A 25,629-nucleotide genomic window follows, 5' to 3' on the forward strand; every position below is an offset into this window, starting at 1 on the left:
TCAGGTTGAGGTTAACGAATTGTCGGGTCCATCTTGTCGCGCAGCCAGTCGCCCAGCAGCGAGATCGACAGCGTGGTGATCACGATCACGACCGAGGGCGCCAGCATGATCCAAGGCGCGCGCGTCAGGTATTCACGCCCGAAACCGACCATGTTGCCAAGCGACGATTGCGGCGGCTGCACCCCAAGTCCCAGAAAGCTGAGGCCGGATTCCATCAGGATGATCTCGGGGAAGGTCAGCGTCATGGATACGATCAGCGTCGAGGCGACATTGGGCAGGATGTGGCGCAGATAGACCCGCGAAGGGGTCGCCCCAAGCTGCACCACCGCAGCCGCATAGCCCTGCGCCGAGGCCGAGATGGCCAGACCGCGCGCGATACGGGCATAGCGTTCCCAGCCGTAAAGCCCCATCAGGCAGACCAGCAGGACCATCGAGGTGCCAAAGAACGCCAGAACCGCCAGCGACATAATCATGAAGGGCAGGGCGGCCTGAAAATCGGCCAGCGCCATCACCAGATTTTCGACCCAGCCGCGAAACTGGGCGGCCAGAAACCCCATCGTGGTGCCGAACAGGGCCGACAGGATCGTCGCACCGAATGCAATGACCAGCGACACGCGAATCGACTGGATCAGCCGCGACAGCACATCCCGCCCCAGCTCATCCGTGCCCAGCCAGTGCCCCGGCGTGCCAAAGGGCGCCAGCCGGGCGGACAGGTCCATCGTCGTGATCTCATAAGGGCGCAGCCAATCGGCAAAGATCGCCGTCAGCACCATCAGCAGCACCCAGACAAAGGCCAGCACGACCGAGGCAGGCATCAGCCGTCGGATGCGAGAGACAAGGCCGATGGGGGCGGGGGCCATCGGGGCCGAGGTCGGGGCCGGGGCGGCGGTTGCGTCGGACATGGCGGATCGTCTCCTTAATGCGCGGCGGTCTTGGCGCGCAGACGCGGGTCAAGCAGGCCATAGGCGAAATCCACGCACAGATTGGCGACCACCATCGAGGCCGCGATGACCAGCAGCAGGCATTGCACCACGGCCAGATCCCGGTTCGAGACCGAGACGACGATCAGCCGGCCGACTCCGGGCCATGAAAAGATCGTCTCTACCACCACGGCCCCGGCGATCAGCGCCCCGATCATGAAACCTATCAGCGTCACGATGGGCACCGCCGCATTCGGCAAGGCATGTTTCCAGACCACGTCGCGCCACGGCAGGCCCTTGGCCATGGCGGTGCGGATATAGGGCTGGCCCAGCACCTCGATCATCGCGGATCGGGAAAACCGTGCAAGAATACCGATGCCGCCGATGGACATGGTGGCGATCGGCAGGATCGCGTGCCTCCAACTGTCCTGCCCACCCGAGGGCATCCAACCAAGCTGGATCGAAAAGATCAGCACCAGCACCAGCCCAAGGACAAAGGACGGCATGGTAAAGCCAAAGATCGACAGCATGATGACGCCCCGGTCGGCCGCCGTCTCGCGGTGCAGCGCGGCATAGACCCCGGCGGGGATGCCGATGGCGATCTTCAGGATCAGGGCGGGCAGGGTGATCGCAAGGGTGGCGGGAATGCGTTGCAGCACGAGGTCGATCGCGGGCGAGCCGTCACGCATCGAAACCCCGAAATCCAGCACCATGATCTGTTTCAGATAGGCCAGGTATTGCCGCCACAGCGGGTCGTCGAAACCCCAGCGGGCGCGAAAGGCGTCGATGGCATCCTGCGGGGCGTCCGGCCCCAGCAGGATTTGCGCCGGATCGCCAGACATGCGCAGCACGACAAAGGCGAATGTCATCACTAGCAGGATGGTCAGCAAGGCCCGGGCCAGCTTGGTCGTTATGAAGGTCAGCATGGTTTCCTCAGGCGGCTGGCTGCAAACGGTCGGACAGCTTCAGGCAGGCGGCCAATCGGCCCTGATGGTCGCGAAGCTGCGGCACCGGACCTGCGCAATGCGCATCGGCCAGACGACAGCGCGGATGAAAGGCGCACCCCGAGGGGCGGGCGGCGGGGTTCGGCGGCTCTCCCTGCAACAGGATGCGGCCCTCCAGCCCCTGTCCCGGCCTTGGCACCGATGACACCAGCGCCTGCGTATAGGGATGGCGCGGGTCCGAGAAGATCACGTCCGAGGGCGCCTCTTCCACCACGCGGCCCAGATACATCACCGCCACCCGGTCGCAGATATTGCGCACCACTTTCAGGTCGTGGCTGATGAACACCATGGTCAGCCCGTTACGTTCCTGCAGGTCGCGCAGCAGGTTCACCACCTGCGCCTGAATGGACACATCCAGCGCCGAGACCGGCTCGTCGCAGACCAGAAACTGCGGCCCCGAGGCCAGGGCGCGGGCGATCACCACCCGCTGCCGCTGCCCGCCTGACAGCTCATGCGGATAACGGTCGGCCTGATCGCTGCGCAGGCCGACCTGCTGCATGAGCGTCTCGACCCGATGGGTCAGGTTCGCACCGCTGGCCAGATCGTGGATCTGCAACGGCTCGGCGATCTGGGCGGCGATGGTCATGCGCCGGTCCAGCGCCGCCAGCGGGTCCTGAAAGATCAACTGCATCTGCGCCCGCATTCGGCGCCATTCGGGCGTGCCGGTTTTCGGCATCGGCTGGCCGCGGAAAAGCACCTCGCCGGCATGCGGGGGCTCAAGCCCCAAGAGCATCCGGCCCAGCGTCGACTTGCCCGAACCGGATTCGCCGACGATGCCCAAAATCTCGCCCTTGCGCACGGTCAGGTCGATGCCGTCGACCGCCCGCACCACGGATTTGCGGCCCAGAAACGATTTCGCGGTGCCATATTGCTGCACCAGCCCGCGCGCCTGCAAAAGAATGCTCATGCCGGCACCCGGCTTTGCTGGTGCTGCGGGATGACAGCCGGTGCGACGGGGTGAAAGCACGACAACCGGCCGCCTTGCCGCTGCGGTTTCAGATCGGGCTGACAGGACTGGCACAGCGCGCTGGCGCCATCGCAGCGCGGCGCGAAAGCGCAGCCCAGCGGCAGGTGCCGGGGATCGGGCACGGTGCCGTTCACCGGCCGCAGCCGCCGGCGCCCGGCATCAAGGTCGGGGATCGCCGCAAACAGGCCCGAGGTATAGGGGTGGCGCGGCGACCGAAACAGCGCCGCAATGTCGTTCTGTTCTACGATCCGGCCGGCATACATCACGGCCGCCCGGTCGCAGACGGCCGAAACCGCACCAAGATCATGGCTGATAAAGACCATGGCCATGCCCGAATCGCGGCGCAGATTTGCCAGAAGATCAAGGATCTGGGCCTGAATGGTGGCATCCAGCGCCGTTGTCGGCTCGTCCGCGATCAAGAGGTCGGGCTGGCCGGCCAGCGCCATCGCAATCAGCAGGCGCTGGCACTGACCACCCGAAAATTCATGCGGATAAAGGTCGATCCGCGTCGCCGCCGAAGGGATGCCGACCTGATCCATCAGTGCGATGGTCTCGGCCCGTGCGGCGGCCCCGCGCAGGTTGCGATGCAGCCGCAGGCTTTCTGCGATCTGGCGGCCGACCTTTTGCACCGGGTTCAGCGACGACGAGGGGTCCTGGAAAATCATCGCGATGCGCGCGCCGCGCACCTTTTCGACCCGTCGGGCCGGGGCTCCGATCAATTCCTGGCCGTTGATCGTGACCGAGCCCTGGATGCGCGCCTTGCGCGGCAGCAACCCAAGGGCCGCCAGCCAGGTCACGGACTTGCCGCAGCCGCTTTCGCCGACCAGACCGACCGCTTCGCCCTTGCCGATATCCAGATCGATGCCGTGCAGAACCTGAACGCCATCGAATGCAACCTTCAGGTCGCGGACCGAGACAAACGTCACCCGTGTCGCTCCTTTTTGTCGAATGAATAAGGGGCAGGCCCACGGCCCACCCCTTTTTATGCGATCAGGCGTTCCAGTTCGTGGACCGGAAATCCATCGCGAAGGCCGGCGCGGCCTTCCAGTTCAGTTCGGATTTCATGCCGGTGAACACCGCGTTCTGATGCAGGATGTTATAGGCGGGATCCTCGCGCTCGCAGATTTCCAGCAGCCGCGCAAAGGCTTTTTTGCGGGTCGCGGCATCCATCGAGGTTTCCATGACCACCGAGAGCTGATCGACCTCTTCGTTCCAGAAGTCGCGCTTTTGCTGGGCCTCGCCGTTGGGGCCGAACTGCACGACCAGCGGCGTGATCGGATCGTTGATGTTGTTCGAGGCTGACCAGTCGCGCACGCCCCGCACACCTTCGGGATCGTGGATCTGGTCCCAGTTTTCCTTCATCTGGATTTCGACGTTCAGCCCGACCTGCCGCCACATCTCGACCAGAACCTGCGCCGAGGGCGTCTGGTTGGTGTAATAGTTGTTCAGCAGGCGATAGGGGATCGGATCGCCCTTGTAATTGGCCTGCGCCAGCAGCTCGCGGGCCAGTTCGGGGTTGTATTCCGGCGCGGCCCATCCGTCGATGAACATATCCGAGGCGCGATAGCTGTCGAATTGCATCCCTGCCGGGATTTCGGTCTGGCCGGCCCACAAAGCCTCGACAATGGCCTTGCGATCGACCGAATGGGTCATCGCGCGGCGCACCAGCGGATCGGCCAGAATATCGTTTTGCTTGTTGAAGACGGTGACGCGGTGGTTCCAGATGGTCGAGGACTGGATTTCCAGCCCCGGTGCCGCGGTGACCGTGGGCACCTGATCGGGCGGCAGGTCGCAGGCGAAATCATATTCGCCCGACAGCAGCCCGTTCACGCGGCTGGCAACCTCGGGCACCTCGACAAAGCGGATCCGGTCCAACGGCGGACGACCGCCCCAGTAATCGTCGAATGCCACCAGCGTCAGCGATACGTCGGGCCGGAACTCTTCGACCATATAAGGGCCGGTGGTGACGGGTTTGTTGGCCCATTCCGCATAAGAGCCGGCCTCGTCCCAGGCGCGGCGGTTGGCGATCTGCGAGCCAAAGGCGTAAAGCCGTCCCTCCAGCGTGATGTCCGGCGTCGCGTTCAGGAAGCGCACGGTGTATTTATCCACCGCCTCGACCCCGCGCAGGGCAGGCCACAGGCGACGGGCGATACCGGGAATATTGGCGGGCAGTTCCTTGGCGTTCTGCGGGCGGAAGCTCTCGGCATATATGGTCTTGCCGCCGGCCGGCTCGGTCCCCGCGAAAAGCCGCTCGTTCGAGAACGAGAACACCACATCCTCGGCGGTCAGCTCGTCGCCATTGTGGAAACGCACGCCCTGACGCAGCTTCAGCTCGATCGTCATGTCGTCCAGGCGCTTCCATTCCGTCGCCAGCCCCGGCAGTGGACCCTGGTTGCCCATCCAGTCGCGCTGGATCAGCCCTTCCCACAGGTTGGGAAAGAACACGCGCTCGCCCACATTGGACTGCTCGTTCCAGATATCCAGCGTATTGTTGTTGGTGATCTTCTGCACCGCGATGGTGATCGAGCCGCGCGTGCCCTGCGCGCGCAGATGGCGCGGCAGGATCAGCGATCCGGCGGCAGCCCCGAAAAGGCCAAGGGTATGGCGACGTGTGATCAGCATTTCTTTCTTTCCGTCCCAATCAGGAATCGAGCAAATTTTCATCGAGGCGACATTTACCCAGCGTCTATGTCCGTTGGGTGACCCGTTGATGAAGAAACCATGACTTCGATATGCGCCGGCCAGAGACCAAGGCGGCGTCGGAAAGATTACGGATAAGATTTTGGAAATTATGGATGAATATTGAATTCAGCAAGACGGGCGGGGCGCGCCTTGAAAGAACATCGCCTGAATTCCGGGTCGAGGGCGCGTAGTCTGCGCGTCACGACCGGATGCGCCGTGCCGCGAAAACGCAGGCACGCGCACCCAGACTGGCGGGCCACCCGCATGGGCGACCCGGTTTGTGTGTCAGAACGTCTTGTTCAGCGAAACATAGAAGGCGCGTCCCGGCTCGTTAAAGGTATTGGCGCCTTGGCCGGTGCGGAACAGCTGCTTGTTGAACACGTTGTTGACCCCGGCGGAAAGCTTTGCCGTGTCGGTCACATCCCAGGCCAGACCCAGATTCACCAGCGTATAGGACGGCCGTTCGTCAAGGTCTTCCTGCTCGATCCCGGTATGCACCGCCACGCGGGCGGCCTCGATCCGGCCGTAATGCGTGGCCGAGACGGTAAAGGTCAGGTCATCGCGCGCATACCAATCAAGCGAGGCGTTGATCGTGTGCTCGGGCACCAGACTCAGCGCGTTGCCGGTCCTCTTGTCACGTGATTCAAGCATCTTGGTCAGGTTGACGTTCAGGGCGTATTGCCCGCCGCCGAATTCGGTCGAGAAATTGCCCTCGATCCCCTCGATCACCGCTTCGGGGGTGTTTTCCCATTGCAGGATGGTTCCGCCGTCTGGACGGTCGCCACGGTCGGTAAAGCCGGGGGCGATACGGTTCTTATAGTCGTTGTGGAACCATGTCAGGCTGGCGTTGATGCCGTTGACGCCGCTATAGGCGACACCGATTTCCTTGTTGAAGCTGGTTTCGGCCTCAAGATCCGGATTGCCTTGGATTTCACACGGGGTGACGACACCGGGAGGGCAGCCCATCCCCATCGTGCTGTAGATATAGTTGGGGTTGAGCTGGAACAGGTTCGGCGCCTTGAATGCGCGCGCCAGACCGACCTTCATCGACCATTCGTCGTTGAACTGATAGGTCGTGTTCAGGCTGGGCGACAGGTTGGAACCAAAGGTATCGCCATAGTCGTAACGCAGGCCGGGCGTCAGCGTCAGCTTGTCGTTCCACATGATGTTGGCTTCGGCATAGAGGCCCAGCATGTGCTGTTCATCGCTGAGGGGCTGTCCGTCGTTGACGTTGCTGACCTGCGTGCGGTTCTCGTCTTCCAGAAACTCGCCACGGTATTCCGCGCCGAAAGTCAGGCGGCTGTCGCGGGTGCCCAGCGTCATCGGCAAGATCCACTCGGTCTTGGCGGTCACGCTGTCATAGGTGATCGTGGACTGATCCAGCGTGTTGATATTATCGGTGCTTCCGCCCGTCGCCGAGGTGCCGTTGCGGGTATTGCGGGTGTTTTCCCACTGGATATAGCTGTTGGATTCACCAAAGCTGTATTCGCCGCGATGCGTGGTCGACAACGTACGCCGCAGCATCCGGTTGGTTTCCAGCCCCAGCAGGTTTTCACCGTCCAGATCGGGCTGGATGCTGCCACCTGCGGAATCGCCCGAATAGCGGTTGCCCTGACGTGAAAAGTTGAATTCGAAATCGACCTCATGTCCGTCGATGGGCAACCAGCCCAGCAGCAGGCCGATGTCCTGGTTCACCACGCCTTCGCGCCCGGCATAGGGGGTTTCCAGTTCGGCTTCGGCGGCGGCATCGGCGTTCAGCTCGGTGCTGTCGGGGTCGGTCTTGCTGTAGTTGCCGAAAACGCGGAAGGACCAGTTTTCGTTCAACGGTCCCCCAAGCATGAAGTTGGTGCGGACGCTGCCGCCCTCGCGGTCGTCATCGGGCATGCTCATATGCACCCCGACCGAGCCGGTGAAGGTTTCGGGCCGCTTGGTGATGATGTTCACGACGCCCCCGGCCGAACCCGAGCCATAGCGGGCGGCAGCCGGGCCGCGCAGCACTTCGATCCGCTCGATCATTTCGGCGGGCACCCAGTTGGAATCGCCGCGGGTGTCGCGTTCCGCCTGACGGCCCATGCGGATCGAGTTGCGCGACATCACCGGCTTGCCGTCGATCAGGATCAGGGTGTTTTCCGGGCCCATGCCGCGCAGGTCGATCTGGCGGTTGTTGCCGCGCGTTCCCGAGACCGAGTTCCCGGTCAGGTTGACCCCCGGCATCTTGCGCACGATTTCGGAAATATCGTTGACGGGCGGGGCTTTCTGGATTTCCGCCGATGTGATGGTCGAGGCGCCAAGGGCCTGCTTGGCCTGATCCTCGGCCGAGATCACGATGGTATCCAGCACAATGGTCTCGCCGTCTTCGGATTGCGCGGCGGCGGAACCGGCAAGAAGCCCAAGGGACATCAGCAAGGATATGGAGGTGCCAGAAACAAGACGTGGATAAGCTGCGGACATCGCATGCTCCTGATTGGATGATCCTGTTGGCTAGCGAAGCGGCGGGCTGTCAGTGTGACTTCAAACATCCGTGTAGCTGTGTATCAATCAGCCAAGTGAACTGTTTTGTCTCGCTTTGTCGCAAAAGGGATGACCTGGGGGCACCGCATTGCCACAGATCGGGCCTGATGAAGGGGGCCAGGAATTTCCCACTTTCATTTCTGACTGATTTCCTATGATATAGCGCGCTATGACCGCCCCTTCCGCCCCCCAGATCCTGATTGTCGACGACGCACGCGATGTGCGCGAACCGCTGGGGCTTTACCTGCGCAAGCGGGGATTCAGGACGCGCCTTGCCGCAAACGCCGCCGAGGCCCGCAGGATCATGGCCGAGGCCGTTATCCATCTGGCCGTCGTCGATATCATGATGCCGGGTGAAAGCGGACTGAACCTGTGCCACGACCTGACGCGCGAAGGCGGGACCCCGGTGATCCTGCTGACCGCCCTTACCGAACAGGCGGATCGCATCAACGGGCTGGATATCGGCGCCGACGACTATGTCACCAAACCTTTCGACCCGCGCGAACTGGTTTCGCGGATACAGGCGGTACTGCGCCGCGTCCCCGCAAGCCAACCCCAGCCCAGCACCCTGCGCCGACGCTTTGCCACATTCGTCCATGACCCGCTGCGCGAACTGCTGCTGACCGATCAGGGACAGGAAATCGAGCTGACCAGCGGCGAAAACCGGCTTTTGGGCGCGCTGCTGGATCATCCGGGCGAAACCCTGTCGCGGATGCATCTGATGGACCTGATCCGCGGGCGCGAGGCCCGGGCCTATGACCGCGCCGTGGACAACCTGATCAGCCGCCTGCGGCGCAAGATCGGCGACGACGCCCGCGAAACGCGGCTGATCGTGACGGAATGGGGCGGCGGTTATCGCATGGCTGCCACGGTCGAGGAGTTGCGATGATCCGGCTGCGACGCCTTGTGCCCAGCGGTCTGGCCGCCCGCTTCTCGCTGTTGCTGATCGTGGCGCTGGTCGGCGTGAACGCGATCGCCGGTTTTCTGCTGGCACGCGAGGGATCGGGGTTTGACCAGGCGGTGCGCATCCAGCGCGACATGGGACGCTTGGTGGCATTGGTCACCGCGCTGGAAGAGGTCGATCCCGATACCGGCGCCACGATCCTTGCGCAAAGCGCCACCGGCTATACCCGGTTTTTCGTGGCCCCCGAACCCGTCCAGCCGGCCGGAGCGCGTTCTCTGCCCGCGATCGAACAAGAGGTCCGCGTCGCTCTGCCCGGTCATGCGGTGCGGGCATTCGATGGCGGACGAGAGATCTCGGTTTCCGATCAGCCCTTGCTGTTGCTGCTGTCCGTCCAGTTGGGCGAGGGCGCGCATCAAGGCCAATGGCTGAATTCGTTGCTTTATCCGCTGCCGCCGACACGGGCATGGTGGCGCAAGATCCCGTTCTTTATCCCGCTGGCCGCCTCGCTTCTGGGCACATTGGCCGTGGGGTTGATCTTTACCCGGCGCATGACGGCACCGTTGCGGGAACTCGCCACCGCCGCTTGGGCAGCCGGCCATGGCGACCGCAGCGTCCGCGTGACCGAGGTCGGCGCGCGCGAACTGCGCGAGGCGGCCGCCGCCTTCAACGACATGCAGCAGCGCATCGCCGATTTCGACGCCGAGCGGATGCGTCTGGTTGCGGCCATCGGCCATGACCTGCGCACCCCCATCACCAGCCTGCGCATCCGCGCCGAGATGGTCGAGGACGACCAGATGCGCGGCCCAATGATCCGCACGCTTGCCGAGATGGCGGTCATTGCCGACGACCTGCTGCGATACGGACACGACCGGCATGACGGAGAAACGCCTGTCGCGACCGATCTGGTGGCACTGCTGCATCAGCTTTGCGATGATCGCGGCGCCACGCTTGATGCCGACGGGCCTATCGCCCTGCCGTTGCGGCCAGTTGCGATAGGGCGCGCCCTTGGCAACCTGATCACCAATGCCATCCGGTATGGCGGCACGGCTCTGGTGCGCGTCCGGCAAACGGGCACGCAGATCACCATAACGGTCGAGGATGACGGCCCCGGAATCCCCCCGCATCTTCTTGAACGCGTATTCGAGCCGTTCTTCCGTGGCGAGGACAGCCGCAATCTGGATACCGGCGGTGCAGGGCTTGGGCTTTGCATCGCCCGCCGGATCATCGCCGAACATGGCGGCAGCGTGACCCTGGCCAATCGCGTCACGGGCGGGCTACGCGCCGAAGTCCGCCTTGGGCTGCGCCTCGCGGCCAGCCAAAGCGAAACCTCAACCGAAATCGCGGCCTGACCGTGCCCTTTCACCGCAAAAGGAGTGCGCCATGAACCGCGACCCAAGGCAGGATTATCTTGGCGGGATCGTCTATCCTGCGTTCTTCCACCGTGAGCAATCTCCGGTCTGGATCGCAGCAGTGGCCGCCGCACTGGGCCGTGCTGCCCCCGATCCGGCAACCGCACGCTGGTGCGAGATCGGCTGCGGGCAGGGCTACGGCGCCGCCGTTCTGGCGGCGGCAAATCCGGGCATGCGCCTGACCGGCATCGACATCGATCCCGACCATATCAAGGTTGCACGCGCCCGCGCCAAGGCGGCCGGGCTGGAAAATGTCGATTTCATCTGCGGCGATATCCGCGATCCTGCCCTGAATAGGGGCGAATACGACTATATCGTCACGCATGGCGTCCTGTCATGGGTGGGCGAGACGGTGCGCACCGCCATCGGGGATTTCGTCGCCGCGCATCTGTCGCAAAATGGTATCGCAGCCATTCATTACATGAGCGAACCCGGCGGCGCGGCATTTCGCGCCTTTCACGAGGTGTTCAAATCCGTGGCCCATCGCCCCGATCCCGTGGCCGAGGGTTTGCAGGCCCTGACCGCCATGCGCGACGCCGGGGCGGGGTTCTTTCAGCTTTACCCGCATGCCGGCCAGACGCTGGACAACCTGCTGCGCGACGATCCCGCCTATGTCGCGCATGAATATCTGAATCCGGTGTTTCGCCCACTGTCCTTTCGCGAGGTGGCCGCGGCGTTTTCCGACCGCGATCTGGGGTGGATCGGCAGCGCCACCCCCATCGAGAATATCGACGCGGTCTCATTGCCGGCCGCCGCCGCCAAAGTGATCGTCCCGATCCGCGAAACGGCGCTGCGCGAGACGATGAAGGACATGGCCCGCAACCAGCCGTTGCGCTATGACCTGTTCGCCCGGCCCGCGGCTTTGCTGAATAATCATGAGCATCTTCAACGGTTGCGGCTGTGGAACTGGCGGCTTCTGCCCGCGGCCCCACCACCCGGAGGATTGGTCTTCCAGACCCGCATCGGCCCGGTCGACGGCGACGCGCGGATCTTTCGCCCCTTGCTGACACGGCTGGGCCAGAGTCCGGCCAGCTTTGCCGAAATTGAACGGATCGAGCCCTTCTCCGGCCGTCCCGGCCTGCTGAATCAGGCCTAGCAAAGCCTGCTGTGGTCGGGTGCAGCGCATCCCGTGCTGCCGGTCGCCGATCCGACACCCTCGGCGCGGCTGAACCGGCATCTGCTGGCGCTGCATGCGCAGGGCCACGCCACGCCCGCGCTGGCCTGTCCCGCGCTGGGGTCGGGTCTGGCCTTTGGTCGCGACGACCTTGATGCGCTGGCGGCAGGCCGCGCCGGGCGGGATCTGCGCCACCTGACCGTGACCAGGCATTAGACAAAAAAGCCGACAACAGATTGCCAGCGGAGTGGTGGAATTGCCTGTCCCAGCCGGCGGCACCAACGACGGCGAGTTTCCGCTGCGATTCGGCCAGATGCCCGCGGGTTTCCGCCGCAGGTAAGGGAAGCTGCCGTTTCAGTAACGATTTAGACAAATATTATGGCTATATCACCCATAAAATCAACTTACCCGGAGTTTGACATGGCAGTGATCCGAGGAAACAATCTCAACAACACGATGCGGGGCACGACTGCAAACGACGTGCTTTGGGGGCTGAATGGTGCCGACACCTTCTATTGGAGGAACGGCATGGGGAATGACACCATTCACGGCGGGGATATTGCGGACAAATACGACGCCAACCCCTATACGCCGGGCAACCCCGGTGGCGACCGGCTGGTATTGCAGGGGACGCTGGGCGCAAAGATCACCTTCTCTACAACCGAGAATGGAATTGTCCACCTTGGCAACAACAACCTGACCTTTACGGGCATCGAGCGTTTTTTCGGCACGATGGGCAATGACGTGATTCGCGCAGGTGGCGCAACCCTGAATTCCGCGCATGGCACCACCCCGCAACACGGCCTGACCATATTTTCGCGCGGCGGTCACGACAACATCATCGCATCGCGGTTCGATGACATCATCGATGGCGGCGCAGGCAATGACACCATCAACGCCGGGGCCGGCAACGACTTCATTCACTCCAGCACCGGCAACGACCTGATCTATGGCGGGGTGGGCGATGAAAACATCCGCTGGGGCACCGGCAACAACACCCACAACCCCGGTCATGACACGATCTATGGCGGGGCAGGCAACGACCTGATCAACATCTGGATCAAGGACGGCGACATCTCGCGGCAGAACGAGGCTGCCGGCATCCGCGGCGTGTCCGTGACGATCGACCGGATCGGCGCCGCCAACAACTTCCACGGCCATGCGGCAACCAACATCGGTGGCAAGGCGTCGCTGGAGTTTTACGGTTTCGAACTGGGCTGGACCCACGCCGGCAATGACACGGTCAGCGCCGCGAACACCGTCGTCGGCGCAAACAAGGCCGGGTTCAACTTCAACACCCGCTGGGGGCATGACGTGCTGGTGGGCAGCCGTGGCAACGACACTCTGGTCGCGGATGAAGGCAAGGATACCGTTACCGGCGGGGCCGGAAACGACCAGTTGTGGATCGGCGAGGGCGAGCAGGGCGACGGCGACCGCGACGTGCTGATCTTCCGCAAGGGCGATGGACATGACACGGTGTTCGGGTTCGATACCGGCCTTGACGTGCTCAATCTGGGCGGGCGAACCTATACGGCAAGGGAAACCGCCGACGGGACACTGCTGAATTTCGGCGGCGGCGATACCGTCCTGCTGTCGGACGTGTTCGATTTTATCTAATTCTCGGCCGAACCCAAAAAAATCCGGCGCATGGCATATTGGTTGCCGTGCGCCTGATGGCGCATGATCGGGCCGGCATATCATGCCGACTCTGAACTCGCGGTTCATATCTGCGATTCCGCCTTGGCAAACAAGATGACCGGGGCCAGCAAAAATGTCATAGATGTCTTGGAGATATACCCGAATCAGAGCGGCGTGTTTTCTACAACTGTGAGGTGAAAAGTGCATATGTTCGACGGCATACCTTCACCCCGGTTATCCTTGATAATCCCCTTCACGCTGCTTGTTCTGGGAATCGCGGCACTGGTGCTTTTCGGCTATGTCGGAGTAGGGCGGGGGGCGAGCAGCTTTTCCTTTGACGCGCTGTATTTCTATGTCTCGGGAGAGATGTGGGAAATCGGATCCACCCCCTATGATCCGGTCCAATTCAAAGGCCAGATGGACGCCATCGCCAATATCCAATCGGTCAGCTACGCTTATCCGCCCAATTCCGCGCCATTCTCGCTTGCGCTGTCGGTGGGATCGATGGGTCTGGCGCAAATCATCATCGGCGCAATCAATCTTGCCGCTATTTTCGGCATTCTGGCCTTTGTTCATTATGCAATCCGCATGGATACATCGACCGCCACCGTTCCGGTTGCAGAGGTCCGCGCGGCCGAGATCGTCACCTGGGCGGTGATCATCGGCAATCCTTTCACAGCCCATGTGGTGTGGATGGGCCAGACCACGCTGTTTTCGGCCGCGTTCCTGCTGGGCAGTTGGCTGCTGGCCCATAAACGGCTTGACCTGCTGGCGGGGATTTTTCTGGGTGTAAGTGCGATCAAGCCGCAGCTCGCCTTTCTTGTCGGGTTCTGGTTCCTTCTGGATCGGCGCTGGCTGCTTGTCGTCGTCTCGGCCTTGACGGTAATCGTGATGTCGGGCTGGCCGCTGTGGGTCAACGGGCTGGATGGCTCGTGGCTGGCATGGGTCCATTCGCTGAGGGACTATCAAGAGGGCGGCTATAACACGCTGGTCTTCAAGCATGTATTCGGCCTGCGCAGCCTGCTTGCCGCACAGGGCATCCTGATCCCGTCGATGCTGCCGGTGGCGCTGGCAGGGGTCGGGCTGCTATATTGGTTCAGGGCGTATTACCAGCCCGTCTGGCTGATCGGACCGGTTCTGAGCATCTCGGTCCTGTTCCTTTATGCGCATGATTACGATCTGGCGCCGCTGGCCATCATGACGTTTCCGCTGCTGATCGCCGCCCGAGGCAGGCCGCTGGTCATCGCGGCCATCATCGCGCTGGCGGTCGTCATCTATTTCCCGCAACGCATATGGGAACGGCTGGACATGGCGGATTTCGCGCGCTCCAGAGAGGTGGCGCTTTTCGCGCTTCTGTCGCTTTACTTGGGCATTTGTCGGGTCACGAAGCGGGAACAGAACCTGAAGGTGGCATCTTGAGCGGTCGGGACGGATTGTCACCGATGTCGGCCGCAGGATCCGAGATCGGCGCGCTGGTCGGGCATCACGAACCGCCCTTGCCGCAAACCACCATCCCGCTGATTGTCGATCTGGACCGGACGCTGTGCAGATCCGATACGATGCACGAGGCGCTGATCGGGCTTGTCGCGTCGCGTCCGGTGTGGATCTTCCGCCTGCCTTCCTGGCTGTCGTCAGGCAAAAAGGGGTTCAAGCACGCGCTGGCCGACCAAAGAACCGTGGACCCGGCGCAACTGCCTTACGATCAGGACGTAGTGAATCTGATCGAAACCGCCCGTGCCGAAGGTCGGCAGGTGGCGCTGATTTCCGCATCGGATCACCGACAGGTCTCGGCGGTCGCGGATCATCTGGGGCTGTTCGACGAGGCCGTGGGCACCGGGGCAACCGGAGTGCCAGACAATCTTTCCGGTCAGGCCAAGGCCGATTATCTGGTCGGCCGGTTCGGCGAAAAGGGCTTTGACTATGTCGGCGACAGCGCCGCGGACCTCGCCGTGTGGGCGGTGGCGCGGCAGGCCTATGGCATCCGGGTCTCTGCCGGGACCGCGAAAAAGGCGCAGGCGCAGGGAACCCGGTTGCTGGCACTTGGGGAAGCGGTGCCCGAGTTGCCCGCCTTGCTGCGGGCCTGCCGGCCCCACCAATGGGCCAAAAACCTGCTGGTTTTGCTGCCGGTCCTGACAGCGCATGACCTAAGCCATCTGCCTGCAGCCCTGCTGGGCATGCTGTGCTTTTCGCTGGCCGCGTCGGCCATCTATATCGTCAACGATCTGGCAGATCTGCCATCAGACCGCGCGCATCCCAGAAAGCGGTTCCGGCCTTTCGCAGCCGGCATGGCCAGCGCGAAGAACGGGCTTATCCTTGCCTGCGGGCTGCTTGCTGTTTCCGGGCTTGCCGCGCTGCTTTTGCTGCCCGTGGCATTTTTCTGGACGTTGCTGGTCTATCTGGTCGTGACCTCGGCCTATTCATTTTCGCTCAAGCGCAAGATGATGGTGGATGTGGTCGCATTGGCTGCGCTTTATACGCTCAGGATCGTTGCGGGCAGTGCCGCGACGGGGATCGTCCTGTCGCCATGGCTGCTGGTCTTTTCCATGTTCCTTTTCTTTGCCCTTGCCACGATCAAGCGCCAGGCCGAGCTTGAGGACATGCTGGTGCGGGGTTCCGACAAGACGGCGGGGCGCAACATGATGGTGGGCGACCTGCCGATCCTGCAGGCCATGTCCATCGGCGCGGCGCAGGCGGCCGTGCTTGTCTTTGCGCTTTATTCGCAAGACCCGCAGGTTCAGGAAAACTTCAGCAAGCCGGATATGCTGCTGCTGATTTGCCCGGTGCTGTTCTTCTGGCTGGGCCGGATGCAACTGCTGACCAGACGCGGGCATATGACCGACGACCCCATCGTCTTCACCTTCCGCGACCGCGTGGGATTGATCTGCGGGGCGCTGATGCTGGCCATTTTCGTCATTGCCGGGCGGTAACACCGCCGCCCATGCCCTCAGGCGGATGAGCTTGCGATTGCAGTGACCAGCAGGCCGGTCACGATCAGGCCAAGGCCCAGCGAGCGCCCGATCCCTATGGCTTCCTGCTGCACAAGCGCATCGATCACCGTAAGCGACACCATGGCAAGGGCGGTGACGGCGGTATAAGTCAGGCTCAGCGAATAGACGCGGATCGCCGTGACAAAGGCGGTCAACAGCAGCCCCGCGCTGATCACCGCCATCCACATCCAGGCCGAGCCGAGGATGGACAGGATCAGGGCGCCGATATTCGCCGTGTCCAGACCCTGGCCGCCCTTTTTCAAAAACAGGTTCAGGGCCACATTCGCGCCGGCGGCAGTAACGATCAGGATCCAGTGGTTCATACGTGCAACAATCGTTGGAAGGTGTGCATCTGCATATCCCCACTCGGTCTGCAACTTGGGCAGGGCAGGGCCAGACTATGCCGGCTCTCTTTGCCGATCAAGTGACCCTCGCGTGGCTGCCGATATGATGGCGCATTTGCGACAGGCGCGGCACAGGGCGGCGCGTTGCAATTTCACCTCAATGGAATACAAGTCGGGACTACATATCGACACGGGAACCGGAGGCCCATCCGTGCGCGCATCTCAACGGGTCAGAAAGGATCGGTAGCCATGGCCGTGCTTGTGCTGCTGATGTGGCCCATTGTGATGATCTGGATGTTTTCCAGATTCGACCGGCAAAAGGCGCTGATCCTGTCGCTGGTGGCAGGCTATCTTGCGCTGCCTCCGCTTCTTACCTTCTTTGTTCCCGGCTTTCCCGGTTTCGACAAGCACTCGATCCCTAGCGTCGTCGCGGCGATAATCCTGGCGAGCAAGCAGGGCAGCGATCCCTTTCCCGACGCCCCGGCGATGGGTCCGATCATCAAGATGCTGCTGGCGATCTTTATCTTCACGCCTTTCCTGACCGACGTGCTGAACGGCGACGTGCTGATCGACGGGAACATCTACAGACCCGGGCTGACGGTGATCAGCGGCACAAGAGAGGTGATCCACGCCTTCTTCCTGGTGCTGCCGATGCTGCTTGGCTATCGCTACCTGCACGATTACCGTGGGGCAAAGCTGCTGTGCTGGTACATGGTGCTGGCGATACTGTGGTATTCCGTCCTGATGCTTCTGGAAATCAGGTTGAGTCCGCAGCTCAACGTCTGGGTCTACGGCTATTTCCAGCATGATTTCATCCAGACCATCAGGTATGGCGGATATCGCCCGATCGTGTTTCTGGAGCATCCGCTGTGGGTCGCCTCCATCGCCTCGGTGGCATTCGTGTTTGCCGTGGGGCTGATAAGGTCGGAAAAGATCCGGTTTTCCAGGCCGTTGGTGGGCTATCTTGCCTTTGTCCTTTTCATCTGCAAATCCGCCGGGGCGCTGATCCTGTCGGCATTCTTTATTCCCCTGATGTTTCTGTGCTCACCCAAGCGGGTCCTGCTGATCGCGGCATTCGCGACATCCGTGGCGATCCTCTATCCCGTCCTGCGCTCGACCCCGCTCTTGCCGGTCGAGAAGATCGTCGATCTGGCCATGAGCGCCTCGCCCGAGCGGGGGCGTTCTCTTGAGTTCCGCCTGATGAACGAGGAACGGCTGCTTGAACGGGCGATGGAAAAGCCCTTGCTGGGCTGGGGCGGTTCCGGGCGGTCGCTGATCGTCGATCCCTATGACGGCAACCTGATGGCCATTCCCGACGGCTTGTGGGTGATCTACCTGGGGTCGCGGGGGATGATCGGCTACCTGTCGGTGTTTCTGTTGCTGGCCGCGCCGGTCTATCTGATGTATCGCGCCGTCTCGAAACACAGGTCCGGCTCGACTTCCGAATATCAGTTGCTGGTCGCCATGGCGGTTGCCGTGACGATGAACATCATCGACCTGATCCCCAACGCCACGCTGACGCCCATCACCTGGCTGATCGCCGGGTCCCTTTTGGGAAATGCGGCGCGGGTCTATAGCGGGAACGCCGCGCCCACCACCATTCTTGAGGTCGAGCCGGCGTCCAGAAAACCCGGGTTGGCGACGATCCTTTAGGCCGCAACCCCAAGGGCAGGCCGGCCCGTGTGCCACAGGTCCGGGCAGCGGCTGGTTCCGTCAGGTCGGGATTTGCTGCAGGATCAGAAACAGGATCGCCGACAGGATGGCCGACGCCGGGACGGTCACGACCCAGGCCGCGGCGATGGTCAGCACATGCATGCGGCGGACCAGCTTGCGGCGGCGACGCTCATCCGGGGTAAGCTGCTCGGTCTCGGGAATGGTCATGCGGGACTGTTTCAGGCGCCGTTCGGCATCCCATTCGCGGAAAAACCCGACGCCGAAGATCGCACCCACCGCGATATGGGTCGAGCTGACCGGCAGCCCCAGCCAGCTTGCCACAATGACCGTGATCGCCGCCGACAGGGCCACGCAATAGGCGCGCATCGGGTTCAGCTTGGTGATCTGGCTGCCGACCATGCGGATCAGTTTCGGCCCGAACAGGCACAGGCCGACGGAGATCCCGAAGGCTCCGATCAGCATGACCCACAGCGGGATTGCCACCTCGCCGTCGATACTGCCGGTCTGCACGGTCTGCACGATGGCGGCCAGCGGACCGACGGCATTTGCCACGTCGTTCGCCCCGTGGGCAAAGCTGAGCAGGGCGGCGGACACGACCAGCGGGATGCCGAACAGAACCTTTACCGACTTGTTGCGATTCTCCAGCCCCTCTGATTGCCGGCGCGTGACCGGGATCATCAGTACCCAACACCCCAGACCGATCACCACCCCCAGCAGCAGCGCCGTTCCCATCGACACGTCGATGAGCTGTTTCAGGCCCTTCATCACCAGATAGGCGGCAAAAGTGCCCGCCATGATGCCGACCAGCACCGGAACCCAGGTGCGCGCCGCCGCGATCTTGTCGTCGCGATAGATGATGCGGCTTTTGATGAACCACAGAAAGCCGGTCGCCACGATCCCGCCCAACACGGGCGAGATAACCCAGCTTGCCGCGATTGCGCCCATTTGTCCCCAGTTGACCGCGCCGAAACCGGCGGCGGCAATGCCCGCGCCCATCACGCCGCCGACCACGGCATGGGTGGTGGACACCGGCGCGCCGATCCATGTCGCCAGATTGACCCACAAGGCCGAGGCAAGCAGCGCCGCCATCATCGCCCAGATAAAGGCGATCGGCGTGTCCAGCGCCTCGGGCGCGACGATGCCCTTTGCCACGGTCGAGACGACATCGCCACCGGCGATCAGCGCCCCCGCGCTTTCGAACACGGCCGCGATGGCGATGGCCCCGCCCATGCTGAGCGCATTCGCCCCCACCGCCGGGCCCATGTTGTTGGCCACGTCGTTGGCGCCGATGTTCAGCGCCATATAGGCCCCGAACACGGCGGCAGTGACAACGATCAGCGCCTCGCCGCTTTGTCCCAGCAGCAGGGCGGCCGCAAGTCCGGCAAGGATGATAAAGACAAAGGCGATGCCGGGCGCCACCAGAGGCCGCGAAACATAGGCAGCCGCCGATTCCAGATTTGCGAAGCGACCCAGATCACGATCCAGCGTCTCCAGGTGTCGGGCCTCAAGATCCTTGTCAGACATGTTCCGCCTTTCTGTTCGGGCGGGTGCTAGGAGGGAATCGGCGGCACATCAAGACGGGTGCGACACAAAAGCGTCATGATCTTATAACAATCAGCCGAAAACGCTGCGACAGGGGGCCGGCCCGGCGCGGCCACCCTCGGGCATGTCCCGGCACGCCGTGGCTGGCGGCTGCGACAGCTTCGCGATTAGTCCCTTAGTTCTAGTCCCGGATTTGGCGCTTTCCCGCAGGCCACACCCCATGTGAGCCTTGCGGGTGGGAGAGAGACGATGAATCAACAAAGCAAGTTTGCCGACAATTCCGTCGCCGCGCTGGTGCGGGATGTGGGCGCAGGGCTGATCGGCCACGAGCGCATGGTCGAGCGGCTGGTGATCGCGCTTCTGGCAGGCGGTCATGTGCTGCTGGAGGGGCCGCCCGGCATCGCCAAGACCCGCGCCGTCAAGCGGCTGGCCGCGCATCTGCCCGGAAAACATGCCCGCATCCAGTGCACGCCCGACCTGCTGCCCTCGGATCTGACCGGCACGCAGGTCTTTCGCGCGGACACCGGCGGTTTTGATTTCGTGCCGGGGCCGCTGTTTCATTCGCTGGTGCTGGTCGATGAGATCAACCGCGCACCGCCCAAGGTCCAGTCGGCGCTGCTGGAAGCCATGGCCGAGCATCAGGTGACGACCGGGGGCACGACGCGGCCCTTGCCCGATCCCTTCATGGTGGTCGCGACCCAGAACCCCATCGAGCACGAAGGCACCTTTCCCTTGCCCGAGGCCCAGATGGACCGGTTTCTGCTGCACCTGTTTCTGGACATGCCGGGGGCCGAGGCCGAGCGCGCAATCCTTGATCTGGTCGAGGCCGAGGCCTTGGCGCCTGCGCCCGCCAACGGCGCGGTGATCGCCGATGCCGATATCCATGCCGCGCGCCGGGCCGTGGCCGAGGTGCATCTGGCCCCCGCACTCAAGGACTTTATCGTCAGGCTGGTGATGGCGACACGGGCGGGCGGGATCGTCGCGGACCGGATCGAACATCCCGTCTCGCCCCGCGGGACCCTGGCCCTTGCCAGCGCGGCCCGCGCGCGCGCATGGCTGCACGGCCGCGACCATGCCCTGCCCGAGGATGTCGAGGATCTGGCCGAGGACGCGCTGGCCCATCGTCTTGTTCCCAACTGGCAGGCAACCAGCGAGGGAGGGAACGGCCGCAGCCTGATCGCCACCATCCTGCGCGAGATCCGCCCGTGGTAGGTGCCGCCTTGGCGCATCCCGGCCTGCGCCTGACTGCCGCCGAACTGATCGCGCTGCGTCCACCGGGCGGGGCGGATCGCCACCGCCCCGCCAGCCGCCGCCCCGGGGCAATCCCGGCGCGGGTGGCGGGACAGGGCATGGATCTGCGAGAGATCCGCGCCTTTGCCGACGGCGACGACATGCGCCGCATCGACCCCGGCGCCACCGCCCGGACCGGGCAGCTTCACGTCCGCAGCTTTCATGAAGATCGCGACGACGTCACCCTGCTGATCGCCGATTTCCGCCATGCGATGCTATGGGGAACCGGAGCGGCGCTGCGTTCGGTCCGGGGCGCGCGCTGGCTTGCGCGGATCGGCTGGCAGGCGGTTGCGCGGGGGGCCTCGGTCGCGCTGATGGCGGTCGGGGACGATGGACCGATGCTGCTGAATGCCGGCACGGGTGCTGCGCAGATGCAGGCGCTGGCCACGCTGATGGCGCAGGCCCATGACGCCGCGCTGAACCGCCGCGCGCATTGGACCGACCTCGCCCCGGCACTTGCGCAGGCGCGGCGGATGGTGCCGCCGGGGGGGCAGGTGCATCTGGCGACCGGACCCGATGGGCTTGCGGGCACCGATGCCGCGCTGTCGCAACTGGCCCGGGGGCGGCAGATGCGTATCCATCTGATCCTCGATCCCGCCGAGACCGCGCCGCCCACCGCCGCGCTGTCGGTCAGCGACGGCCATGCGACGCGCCACGGCCGGCTTTCCGTCTTTGATCCCGTGCCGCTGATGGCCCATCTGCGCGGCCTTGGCGTCGAAACCGAAACGGTCCTGCCCGATGACACAGGCTGAGCTTATCGCCGCACTGTCCCCAAGCCGCCTGCCACCTTCGCTTCAGGTGCTGGGCTGGCGCGACGGGCTGGCGTTGTTCGGGCTTGGCCTGCTGGCGGGGGTGCTGCTGGTCTGGCTGATCTCGCCCCTGCTGACGCGGCGTCGCTCGGTTCGTGCCCGCATCCGCGCCACCCGCGGTCTGGACGGGCAAGAGCGGCTGCTGGCCATCGCGCGCATCCTGGGCAGGCTGCCGAAACCGCTGCGCCCCGCCGCATATGGCGCCGCCCCCGTGCCTTGCGAGGATGAGGTCGAGCGACTGGCAAGGAGCCGCGAATGAGCTTCGCCTGGCCGATCGCATTCCTGCTGTTGCCCTTGCCGCTGCTGATCCGCCTGCTGCCCCCGGCGGCGGCGCGGGGCGGCCTGCGGGTGCCCGCGCATATTTTCACCGGCATCACCGCGCAAAAGGGGGCGGGTCGCGGCACGCTGCTGGCAGGGCTGGTCTGGACGGCCATGGTCATCGCCCTCGCCGGACCGCAGGTCAGTCGGACCAGCGACGTGCTGCCGGCCTCGGGGCGCGACATCGTGCTGGTGATCGACCTGTCCGGCAGCATGCAGAAAGAGGATTTCCAGTTGGACGGCCAACCCATTTCGCGTCTGGAGGCGGTCAAGCGAACTGCATCGCGCTTTGTCGCGGCGCGGCGAGGGGATCGGATCGGGCTGGTCATCTTTGGGGATCGCGCCTATTTCGCCCAGCCGCTGACCTTTGACGTCGATGCCGTCGCCCGTGCCATCGACGAGGCTCAGATCGGGATTTCGGGGCGGGCGACGGCGATTTCCGACGGGCTTGGGCTGGCGATGAAGCGGCTTGCCGCCAGCGAGGCGCCGACGCGCGTGGTCGTGCTGCTGTCGGATGGGGTCGATACCTCGGGCAATGTGCTGGCAAACGATGCGGCACGTCTGGCAGACGAACACGGCATCCGCATCCACACCATCGCGCTTGGCCCCGAGGATCTGGAAAACCAGCCCCAGTCCCGCGACGCGGTCGATACCAAAACCCTGCGCGAGGTCGCCGAACTCAGCGGTGGCACCGCCTTTCGTGTGCGCGGGCTTGAGGATCTGGAGGCAATGGCCGCAAGTCTGGACAAGCTGGAACCTAACCCGACCGAGCGGCCGCCGATGCGCTACTGGCACTCGCTATGGGTATGGCCGGGCGCGCTGGCGCTGATGATCATGGCGCTGATCGGATGGAGGCGCGGATGATCCTGCTGCGCCCCCTGTGGCTATTGGCGCTGCCCGCATTGGCCCTGCTGGCGCTGGCGATCTGGCGGCGGGGACCGGATGCGGGCGGGTGGCAGGCCGTGTTGCCGCCCCATATGCGCGCGGGTCTGGCGGCGCTTGGCCAGCTTGGCGTGGGCGCGGGCTGGATGCGTTTCCTGCCGCTGGCGGGCGGGGCGGCGCTGGCAGTCGGTCTGGCGGGGCCGGCGATCCAGCGGTCGGATGCGCCGGTGTTTGCGCAAAGCGACGCGGTGGTGATCGCCATCGACATGTCGCCCTCGGTCGCGCGGGGGCCGGCGCTGCAGGATGCGCAGGCCGCGGCCGCGGGGCTGTTGACGCAGCTTGCGGGTCGCCCCGTCGGGCTGATCCTTTATGCGGGCGAGGCCTATGCCGTCGCAGCCCCCACCGACGACTCCGCCACGCTTGAGACGCAGATCTCGGTGCTGGGCGCCGAAACCATGCCCGATGAGGGCTCGCGCCCCGCCGCCGCGATGGCGATGGCCGGGCAGTTGCTTCAGGGGCTGAAACGCGCCGATCTGGTGCTGATCTCGGACGGGGGCGGCGTCGATCAGGCGGCGCAGGCCGAGGCCGCCCGGTTGCGGGACGCGGAAATCCGCATCTCGGCCCTGACGGTATCGGGCGATCCGCCCTCAGACCCCCAGGCGCTGCGGACCGTCGCCGGCGGCCCCATCGCGCGTTTCGACGACCTCGACCCCGTGGTGCGGGCCCTCTCCTCGACCGGGCTAGAGCGCGATCCCGCCATGCGGTCGCTGCAATATCGCGATCTGGGCCCATGGTTGGCGCTGCTGGCGCTGCTGTCCCTGCTGCCGCAATTCCGGAGACAGGCATGAGAACTGCAGCCCTTCTGGTCCTGAGCCTTGCCTGTCTTGCCGTGGCCGGCCCCGAGTCGCTGGGGCGGCTGGCTTTGCTGGCCGGGTTGCCCGGCCTTGCCGCGCCGCTGTTGCCGGATCCGCTCGAAAAGGGCGTCGCGCTGTATCGCGCCGGTCAATATGACCGCGCCGACGCCGCTTTTGCCGCCTCGGGGCGCAGCCAGACCTATAATCGGGGTCTCAGCCTTGCCGCGAAGGGGGAATATCCGCTGTCGGTCGCCTATTTCGACGCGGTTCTTTTCGCCAATCCTGCCGATCCCGAAGCACGGCGCAACCGGGAACTGGTCAGCGCCATGTATCCCGCCACGCAGGGCGAAAGCGTGGTGCCGGGCCGGATCGAGGGGCACGGCGGCCTTGGCCCGGCCCAGGAAACACAGCAAACCTCGGCCGGCGTTCAGGATCCCGAAACCCAGCGCAGGATCGAGGCGCGCGGCATCGTGGCAAGCGACGACTGGCTGGCGACCATCTCGGACGATCCGGGCGAATTCCTGCAACTGCGCCTGCAGGCGGAATACGAACGGCGCGCGGGGCAGGGCCTTATCCGTCCACGCGAGGCTGAACCATGGTGATCCGCCTATTATGTCTGCTGCTTTGGGCGGCTCTGCCCGCACGCGCCGACACGCTGCGCCTGATCGTCCCCGATATGCGCCCGGTGGTGGGCGAGATGATCCCGGTCACGATCCGGGGGGAATATACCGGGCCGATCACGCTGGAAAAGATGACCTTCCCGGATTCGCCCGCCTATGACTGGACACAGGTGGCCCGCGACCGTTGGGCCGATGAACGGGTGGATGGCAAGCTGTTTCGCATTTTCGAACGGCGTGTCGCGGTTTTTCCACGCCAGCCCGGCACGCTGACCATTGGTCCTGTCACCCACCACCTGACCAAGGCCCAGGGCATGACGCGGAACACCGTCGAGGTAACGGCGCAGCCAGCGACATGGACGGTGGCGCCCTATCCGGGCTCGGGCCGGCCGCTGGCATCCAGCCACGTCACGGTCAAGGACGAGTTTTCGACCGATCCCTCGCGGTTGGGGCCGTCCGAGACCTTTACCCGCCGCATCACCCTGACTGCCGACGGCACCATGGCGCATCTGCTGCCGCCCCGGCCGTTGATCCGCGAGCCGTGGTTGATCAGCTTTGCCGCACCCGAAGTGCGCGAGACGCGGCTGACCGCCCAAGGTCCGGTCGCCGTGGCCATCTGGGAATGGAGCATGCGCCCCCACACCGGCGAAGTCGGTTCGCTGACGCCGATCCAGTTCCCGTGGTTCAACACCCAGATCCGCGAGATGCGCGGGGCCGTCACGCTGCCGGTCGAAATCGGCATCGCCGGCTTTGGCGACAATATCGGCGGCACCCCCGGCGCACTTCGGCGGGTGGTGATGCAGGGGGCAGCTTTTGCCTTGGCCGGGCTGGTTCTTGGGCTGATCGTCGCGTTGCCGGGGCGTGCACTTGCGCCGCGACGGTTGACCGCGCGGCTGCGCGGCATGTTGCCGAACCCCAAGCGGCGCGCCCTGCGCGATGCGGCGAAAACCGGCGACCTGATGGCGCTGCGCGGCGCCGCCGAAGCTTTCATCAGAGCCGAAAACCGCCTTGGCCGCAATCCCGACCCCGCGCCGCTGCGCGCATTGGACGAGGCGCTGTTTTCCGGCACGCCACCCGGAGAGTTCGACCGCAACGACTTCCTGCGCCGCCTTACCGCAAGGCGACAAGCGGCCAAGACTTTCAGCCACCGCGATCCGGCCTGA

23 protein-coding genes are annotated in these 25,629 nt (G+C 64.2%); 15 read left to right on the forward strand and 8 right to left on the reverse strand.

Features of this window, described 5'->3' with window-relative positions; genetic code table 11:
• Positions 1-11: 11 nt before the first annotated feature.
• The 6 genes from JWJ88_RS12205 to JWJ88_RS12230 all read right to left on the reverse strand — a co-directional run bounded on the left by JWJ88_RS12205 (position 12) and on the right by JWJ88_RS12230 (position 8,024).
• Positions 12-860 carry an ABC transporter permease gene (locus tag JWJ88_RS12205; protein ID WP_240200260.1) on the reverse strand — a complete coding sequence of 283 codons (849 nt, stop codon included), beginning with the start codon at positions 858-860 and terminating at the stop codon, positions 12-14.
• A 56-nt stretch (positions 861-916) separates the two neighbouring features.
• The gene (locus tag JWJ88_RS12210; RefSeq protein WP_205295233.1) at positions 917-1,846 is read right to left on the reverse strand and encodes an ABC transporter permease; all 930 of its coding nucleotides are present in this window, start codon (positions 1,844-1,846) and stop codon (positions 917-919) included.
• A gap of 7 nt (positions 1,847-1,853) precedes the next feature.
• Positions 1,854-2,831 carry an ABC transporter ATP-binding protein gene (locus tag JWJ88_RS12215; protein WP_205295234.1) on the reverse strand — a complete coding sequence of 326 codons (978 nt, stop codon included), beginning with the start codon at positions 2,829-2,831 and terminating at the stop codon, positions 1,854-1,856.
• Positions 2,828-3,817 carry an ABC transporter ATP-binding protein gene (locus tag JWJ88_RS12220; protein ID WP_205295235.1) on the reverse strand — a complete coding sequence of 330 codons (990 nt, stop codon included), beginning with the start codon at positions 3,815-3,817 and terminating at the stop codon, positions 2,828-2,830. Before JWJ88_RS12220 ends, JWJ88_RS12215 begins: the two co-directional genes overlap by 4 nt.
• 64 nt (positions 3,818-3,881) lie before the next feature.
• Positions 3,882-5,513, reverse strand: coding sequence for an ABC transporter substrate-binding protein (locus JWJ88_RS12225; protein WP_205295236.1), 1,632 nt, complete (start codon positions 5,511-5,513; stop codon positions 3,882-3,884).
• Between the two features lie 345 nt (positions 5,514-5,858).
• A complete protein-coding gene (locus JWJ88_RS12230; protein ID WP_205295237.1) occupies positions 5,859-8,024 on the reverse strand; it encodes a FepA family TonB-dependent siderophore receptor in 2,166 nt (721 codons plus the stop codon).
• Positions 8,025-8,253: 229 nt separating this feature from the next.
• Here JWJ88_RS12230 and JWJ88_RS12235 point away from each other — a divergent pair, with 229 nt between their 5' ends.
• The 7 genes from JWJ88_RS12235 to JWJ88_RS12265 all read left to right on the forward strand — a co-directional run bounded on the left by JWJ88_RS12235 (position 8,254) and on the right by JWJ88_RS12265 (position 16,076).
• Complete coding sequence (locus JWJ88_RS12235) at positions 8,254-8,973, forward strand: response regulator (RefSeq protein WP_205295238.1); 720 nt, start codon at positions 8,254-8,256, stop codon at positions 8,971-8,973.
• Complete coding sequence (locus JWJ88_RS12240; RefSeq protein ID WP_205295239.1) at positions 8,970-10,337, forward strand: ATP-binding protein; 1,368 nt, start codon at positions 8,970-8,972, stop codon at positions 10,335-10,337. The genes JWJ88_RS12235 and JWJ88_RS12240 overlap by 4 nt, the downstream gene beginning before the upstream one ends.
• Before the next feature lie 31 nt (positions 10,338-10,368).
• Positions 10,369-11,493 (forward strand): class I SAM-dependent methyltransferase, encoded by a 1,125-nt coding sequence (locus JWJ88_RS12245; RefSeq protein ID WP_205295240.1) that lies wholly within the window; start codon positions 10,369-10,371, stop codon positions 11,491-11,493.
• A 33-nt stretch (positions 11,494-11,526) separates the two neighbouring features.
• Entirely contained in the window at positions 11,527-11,727 is a 201-nt protein-coding gene (locus tag JWJ88_RS12250; protein ID WP_205295241.1) for a hypothetical protein, read from the forward strand.
• 204 nt (positions 11,728-11,931) lie between these two features.
• Positions 11,932-13,128: a calcium-binding protein gene (locus tag JWJ88_RS12255; RefSeq protein ID WP_205295242.1), complete on the forward strand. Its 1,197-nt coding sequence runs from the start codon at positions 11,932-11,934 to the stop codon at positions 13,126-13,128.
• A 261-nt stretch (positions 13,129-13,389) separates the two neighbouring features.
• Positions 13,390-14,568 carry a glycosyltransferase family 87 protein gene (locus tag JWJ88_RS12260; protein WP_205295243.1) on the forward strand — a complete coding sequence of 393 codons (1,179 nt, stop codon included), beginning with the start codon at positions 13,390-13,392 and terminating at the stop codon, positions 14,566-14,568.
• A gap of 23 nt (positions 14,569-14,591) precedes the next feature.
• Positions 14,592-16,076 carry a UbiA family prenyltransferase gene (locus tag JWJ88_RS12265; RefSeq protein ID WP_205295244.1) on the forward strand — a complete coding sequence of 495 codons (1,485 nt, stop codon included), beginning with the start codon at positions 14,592-14,594 and terminating at the stop codon, positions 16,074-16,076.
• A 17-nt stretch (positions 16,077-16,093) separates the two neighbouring features.
• Here JWJ88_RS12265 and JWJ88_RS12270 read toward each other — a convergent pair whose 3' ends face one another.
• Positions 16,094-16,459: a hypothetical protein gene (locus JWJ88_RS12270; RefSeq protein ID WP_205295245.1), complete on the reverse strand. Its 366-nt coding sequence runs from the start codon at positions 16,457-16,459 to the stop codon at positions 16,094-16,096.
• A gap of 270 nt (positions 16,460-16,729) precedes the next feature.
• Between JWJ88_RS12270 and JWJ88_RS12275 the strand changes: the two genes are divergently transcribed.
• Positions 16,730-18,133, forward strand: coding sequence for a hypothetical protein (locus JWJ88_RS12275; RefSeq protein ID WP_205295246.1), 1,404 nt, complete (start codon positions 16,730-16,732; stop codon positions 18,131-18,133).
• Between the two features lie 60 nt (positions 18,134-18,193).
• Here the strand turns inward: JWJ88_RS12275 and JWJ88_RS12280 are convergent, their stop codons facing one another.
• Positions 18,194-19,678 carry an inorganic phosphate transporter gene (locus JWJ88_RS12280; RefSeq protein ID WP_205295247.1) on the reverse strand — a complete coding sequence of 495 codons (1,485 nt, stop codon included), beginning with the start codon at positions 19,676-19,678 and terminating at the stop codon, positions 18,194-18,196.
• A gap of 267 nt (positions 19,679-19,945) precedes the next feature.
• On the opposite strand from JWJ88_RS12280, the gene JWJ88_RS12285 reads away from it, so the two are divergent.
• From JWJ88_RS12285 to JWJ88_RS12315, 7 genes are read left to right on the forward strand one after another with little or no spacing between them, the layout of a single operon-like run.
• On the forward strand, positions 19,946-20,908 hold the full coding sequence (locus JWJ88_RS12285; protein WP_205295248.1) for an AAA family ATPase: 963 nt from the start codon (positions 19,946-19,948) through the stop codon (positions 20,906-20,908).
• Positions 20,902-21,738 (forward strand): DUF58 domain-containing protein, encoded by an 837-nt coding sequence (locus JWJ88_RS12290; protein WP_240200233.1) that lies wholly within the window; start codon positions 20,902-20,904, stop codon positions 21,736-21,738. Before JWJ88_RS12285 ends, JWJ88_RS12290 begins: the two co-directional genes overlap by 7 nt.
• Complete coding sequence (locus tag JWJ88_RS12295) at positions 21,725-22,054, forward strand: hypothetical protein (protein WP_205295249.1); 330 nt, start codon at positions 21,725-21,727, stop codon at positions 22,052-22,054. The genes JWJ88_RS12290 and JWJ88_RS12295 overlap by 14 nt, the downstream gene beginning before the upstream one ends.
• On the forward strand, positions 22,051-22,977 hold the full coding sequence (locus JWJ88_RS12300; RefSeq protein WP_205295250.1) for a VWA domain-containing protein: 927 nt from the start codon (positions 22,051-22,053) through the stop codon (positions 22,975-22,977). The genes JWJ88_RS12295 and JWJ88_RS12300 overlap by 4 nt, the downstream gene beginning before the upstream one ends.
• On the forward strand, positions 22,974-23,843 hold the full coding sequence (locus tag JWJ88_RS12305) for a VWA domain-containing protein (protein ID WP_205295251.1): 870 nt from the start codon (positions 22,974-22,976) through the stop codon (positions 23,841-23,843). The genes JWJ88_RS12300 and JWJ88_RS12305 overlap by 4 nt, the downstream gene beginning before the upstream one ends.
• The gene (locus JWJ88_RS12310) at positions 23,840-24,451 is read left to right on the forward strand and encodes a tetratricopeptide repeat protein (RefSeq protein WP_205295252.1); all 612 of its coding nucleotides are present in this window, start codon (positions 23,840-23,842) and stop codon (positions 24,449-24,451) included. Before JWJ88_RS12305 ends, JWJ88_RS12310 begins: the two co-directional genes overlap by 4 nt.
• Positions 24,445-25,629: a BatD family protein gene (locus JWJ88_RS12315; protein WP_205295253.1), complete on the forward strand. Its 1,185-nt coding sequence runs from the start codon at positions 24,445-24,447 to the stop codon at positions 25,627-25,629. Before JWJ88_RS12310 ends, JWJ88_RS12315 begins: the two co-directional genes overlap by 7 nt.

The sequence above is a fragment of the Paracoccus methylovorus genome, from assembly GCF_016919705.1.
Lineage (GTDB): Bacteria > Pseudomonadota > Alphaproteobacteria > Rhodobacterales > Rhodobacteraceae > Paracoccus > Paracoccus methylovorus.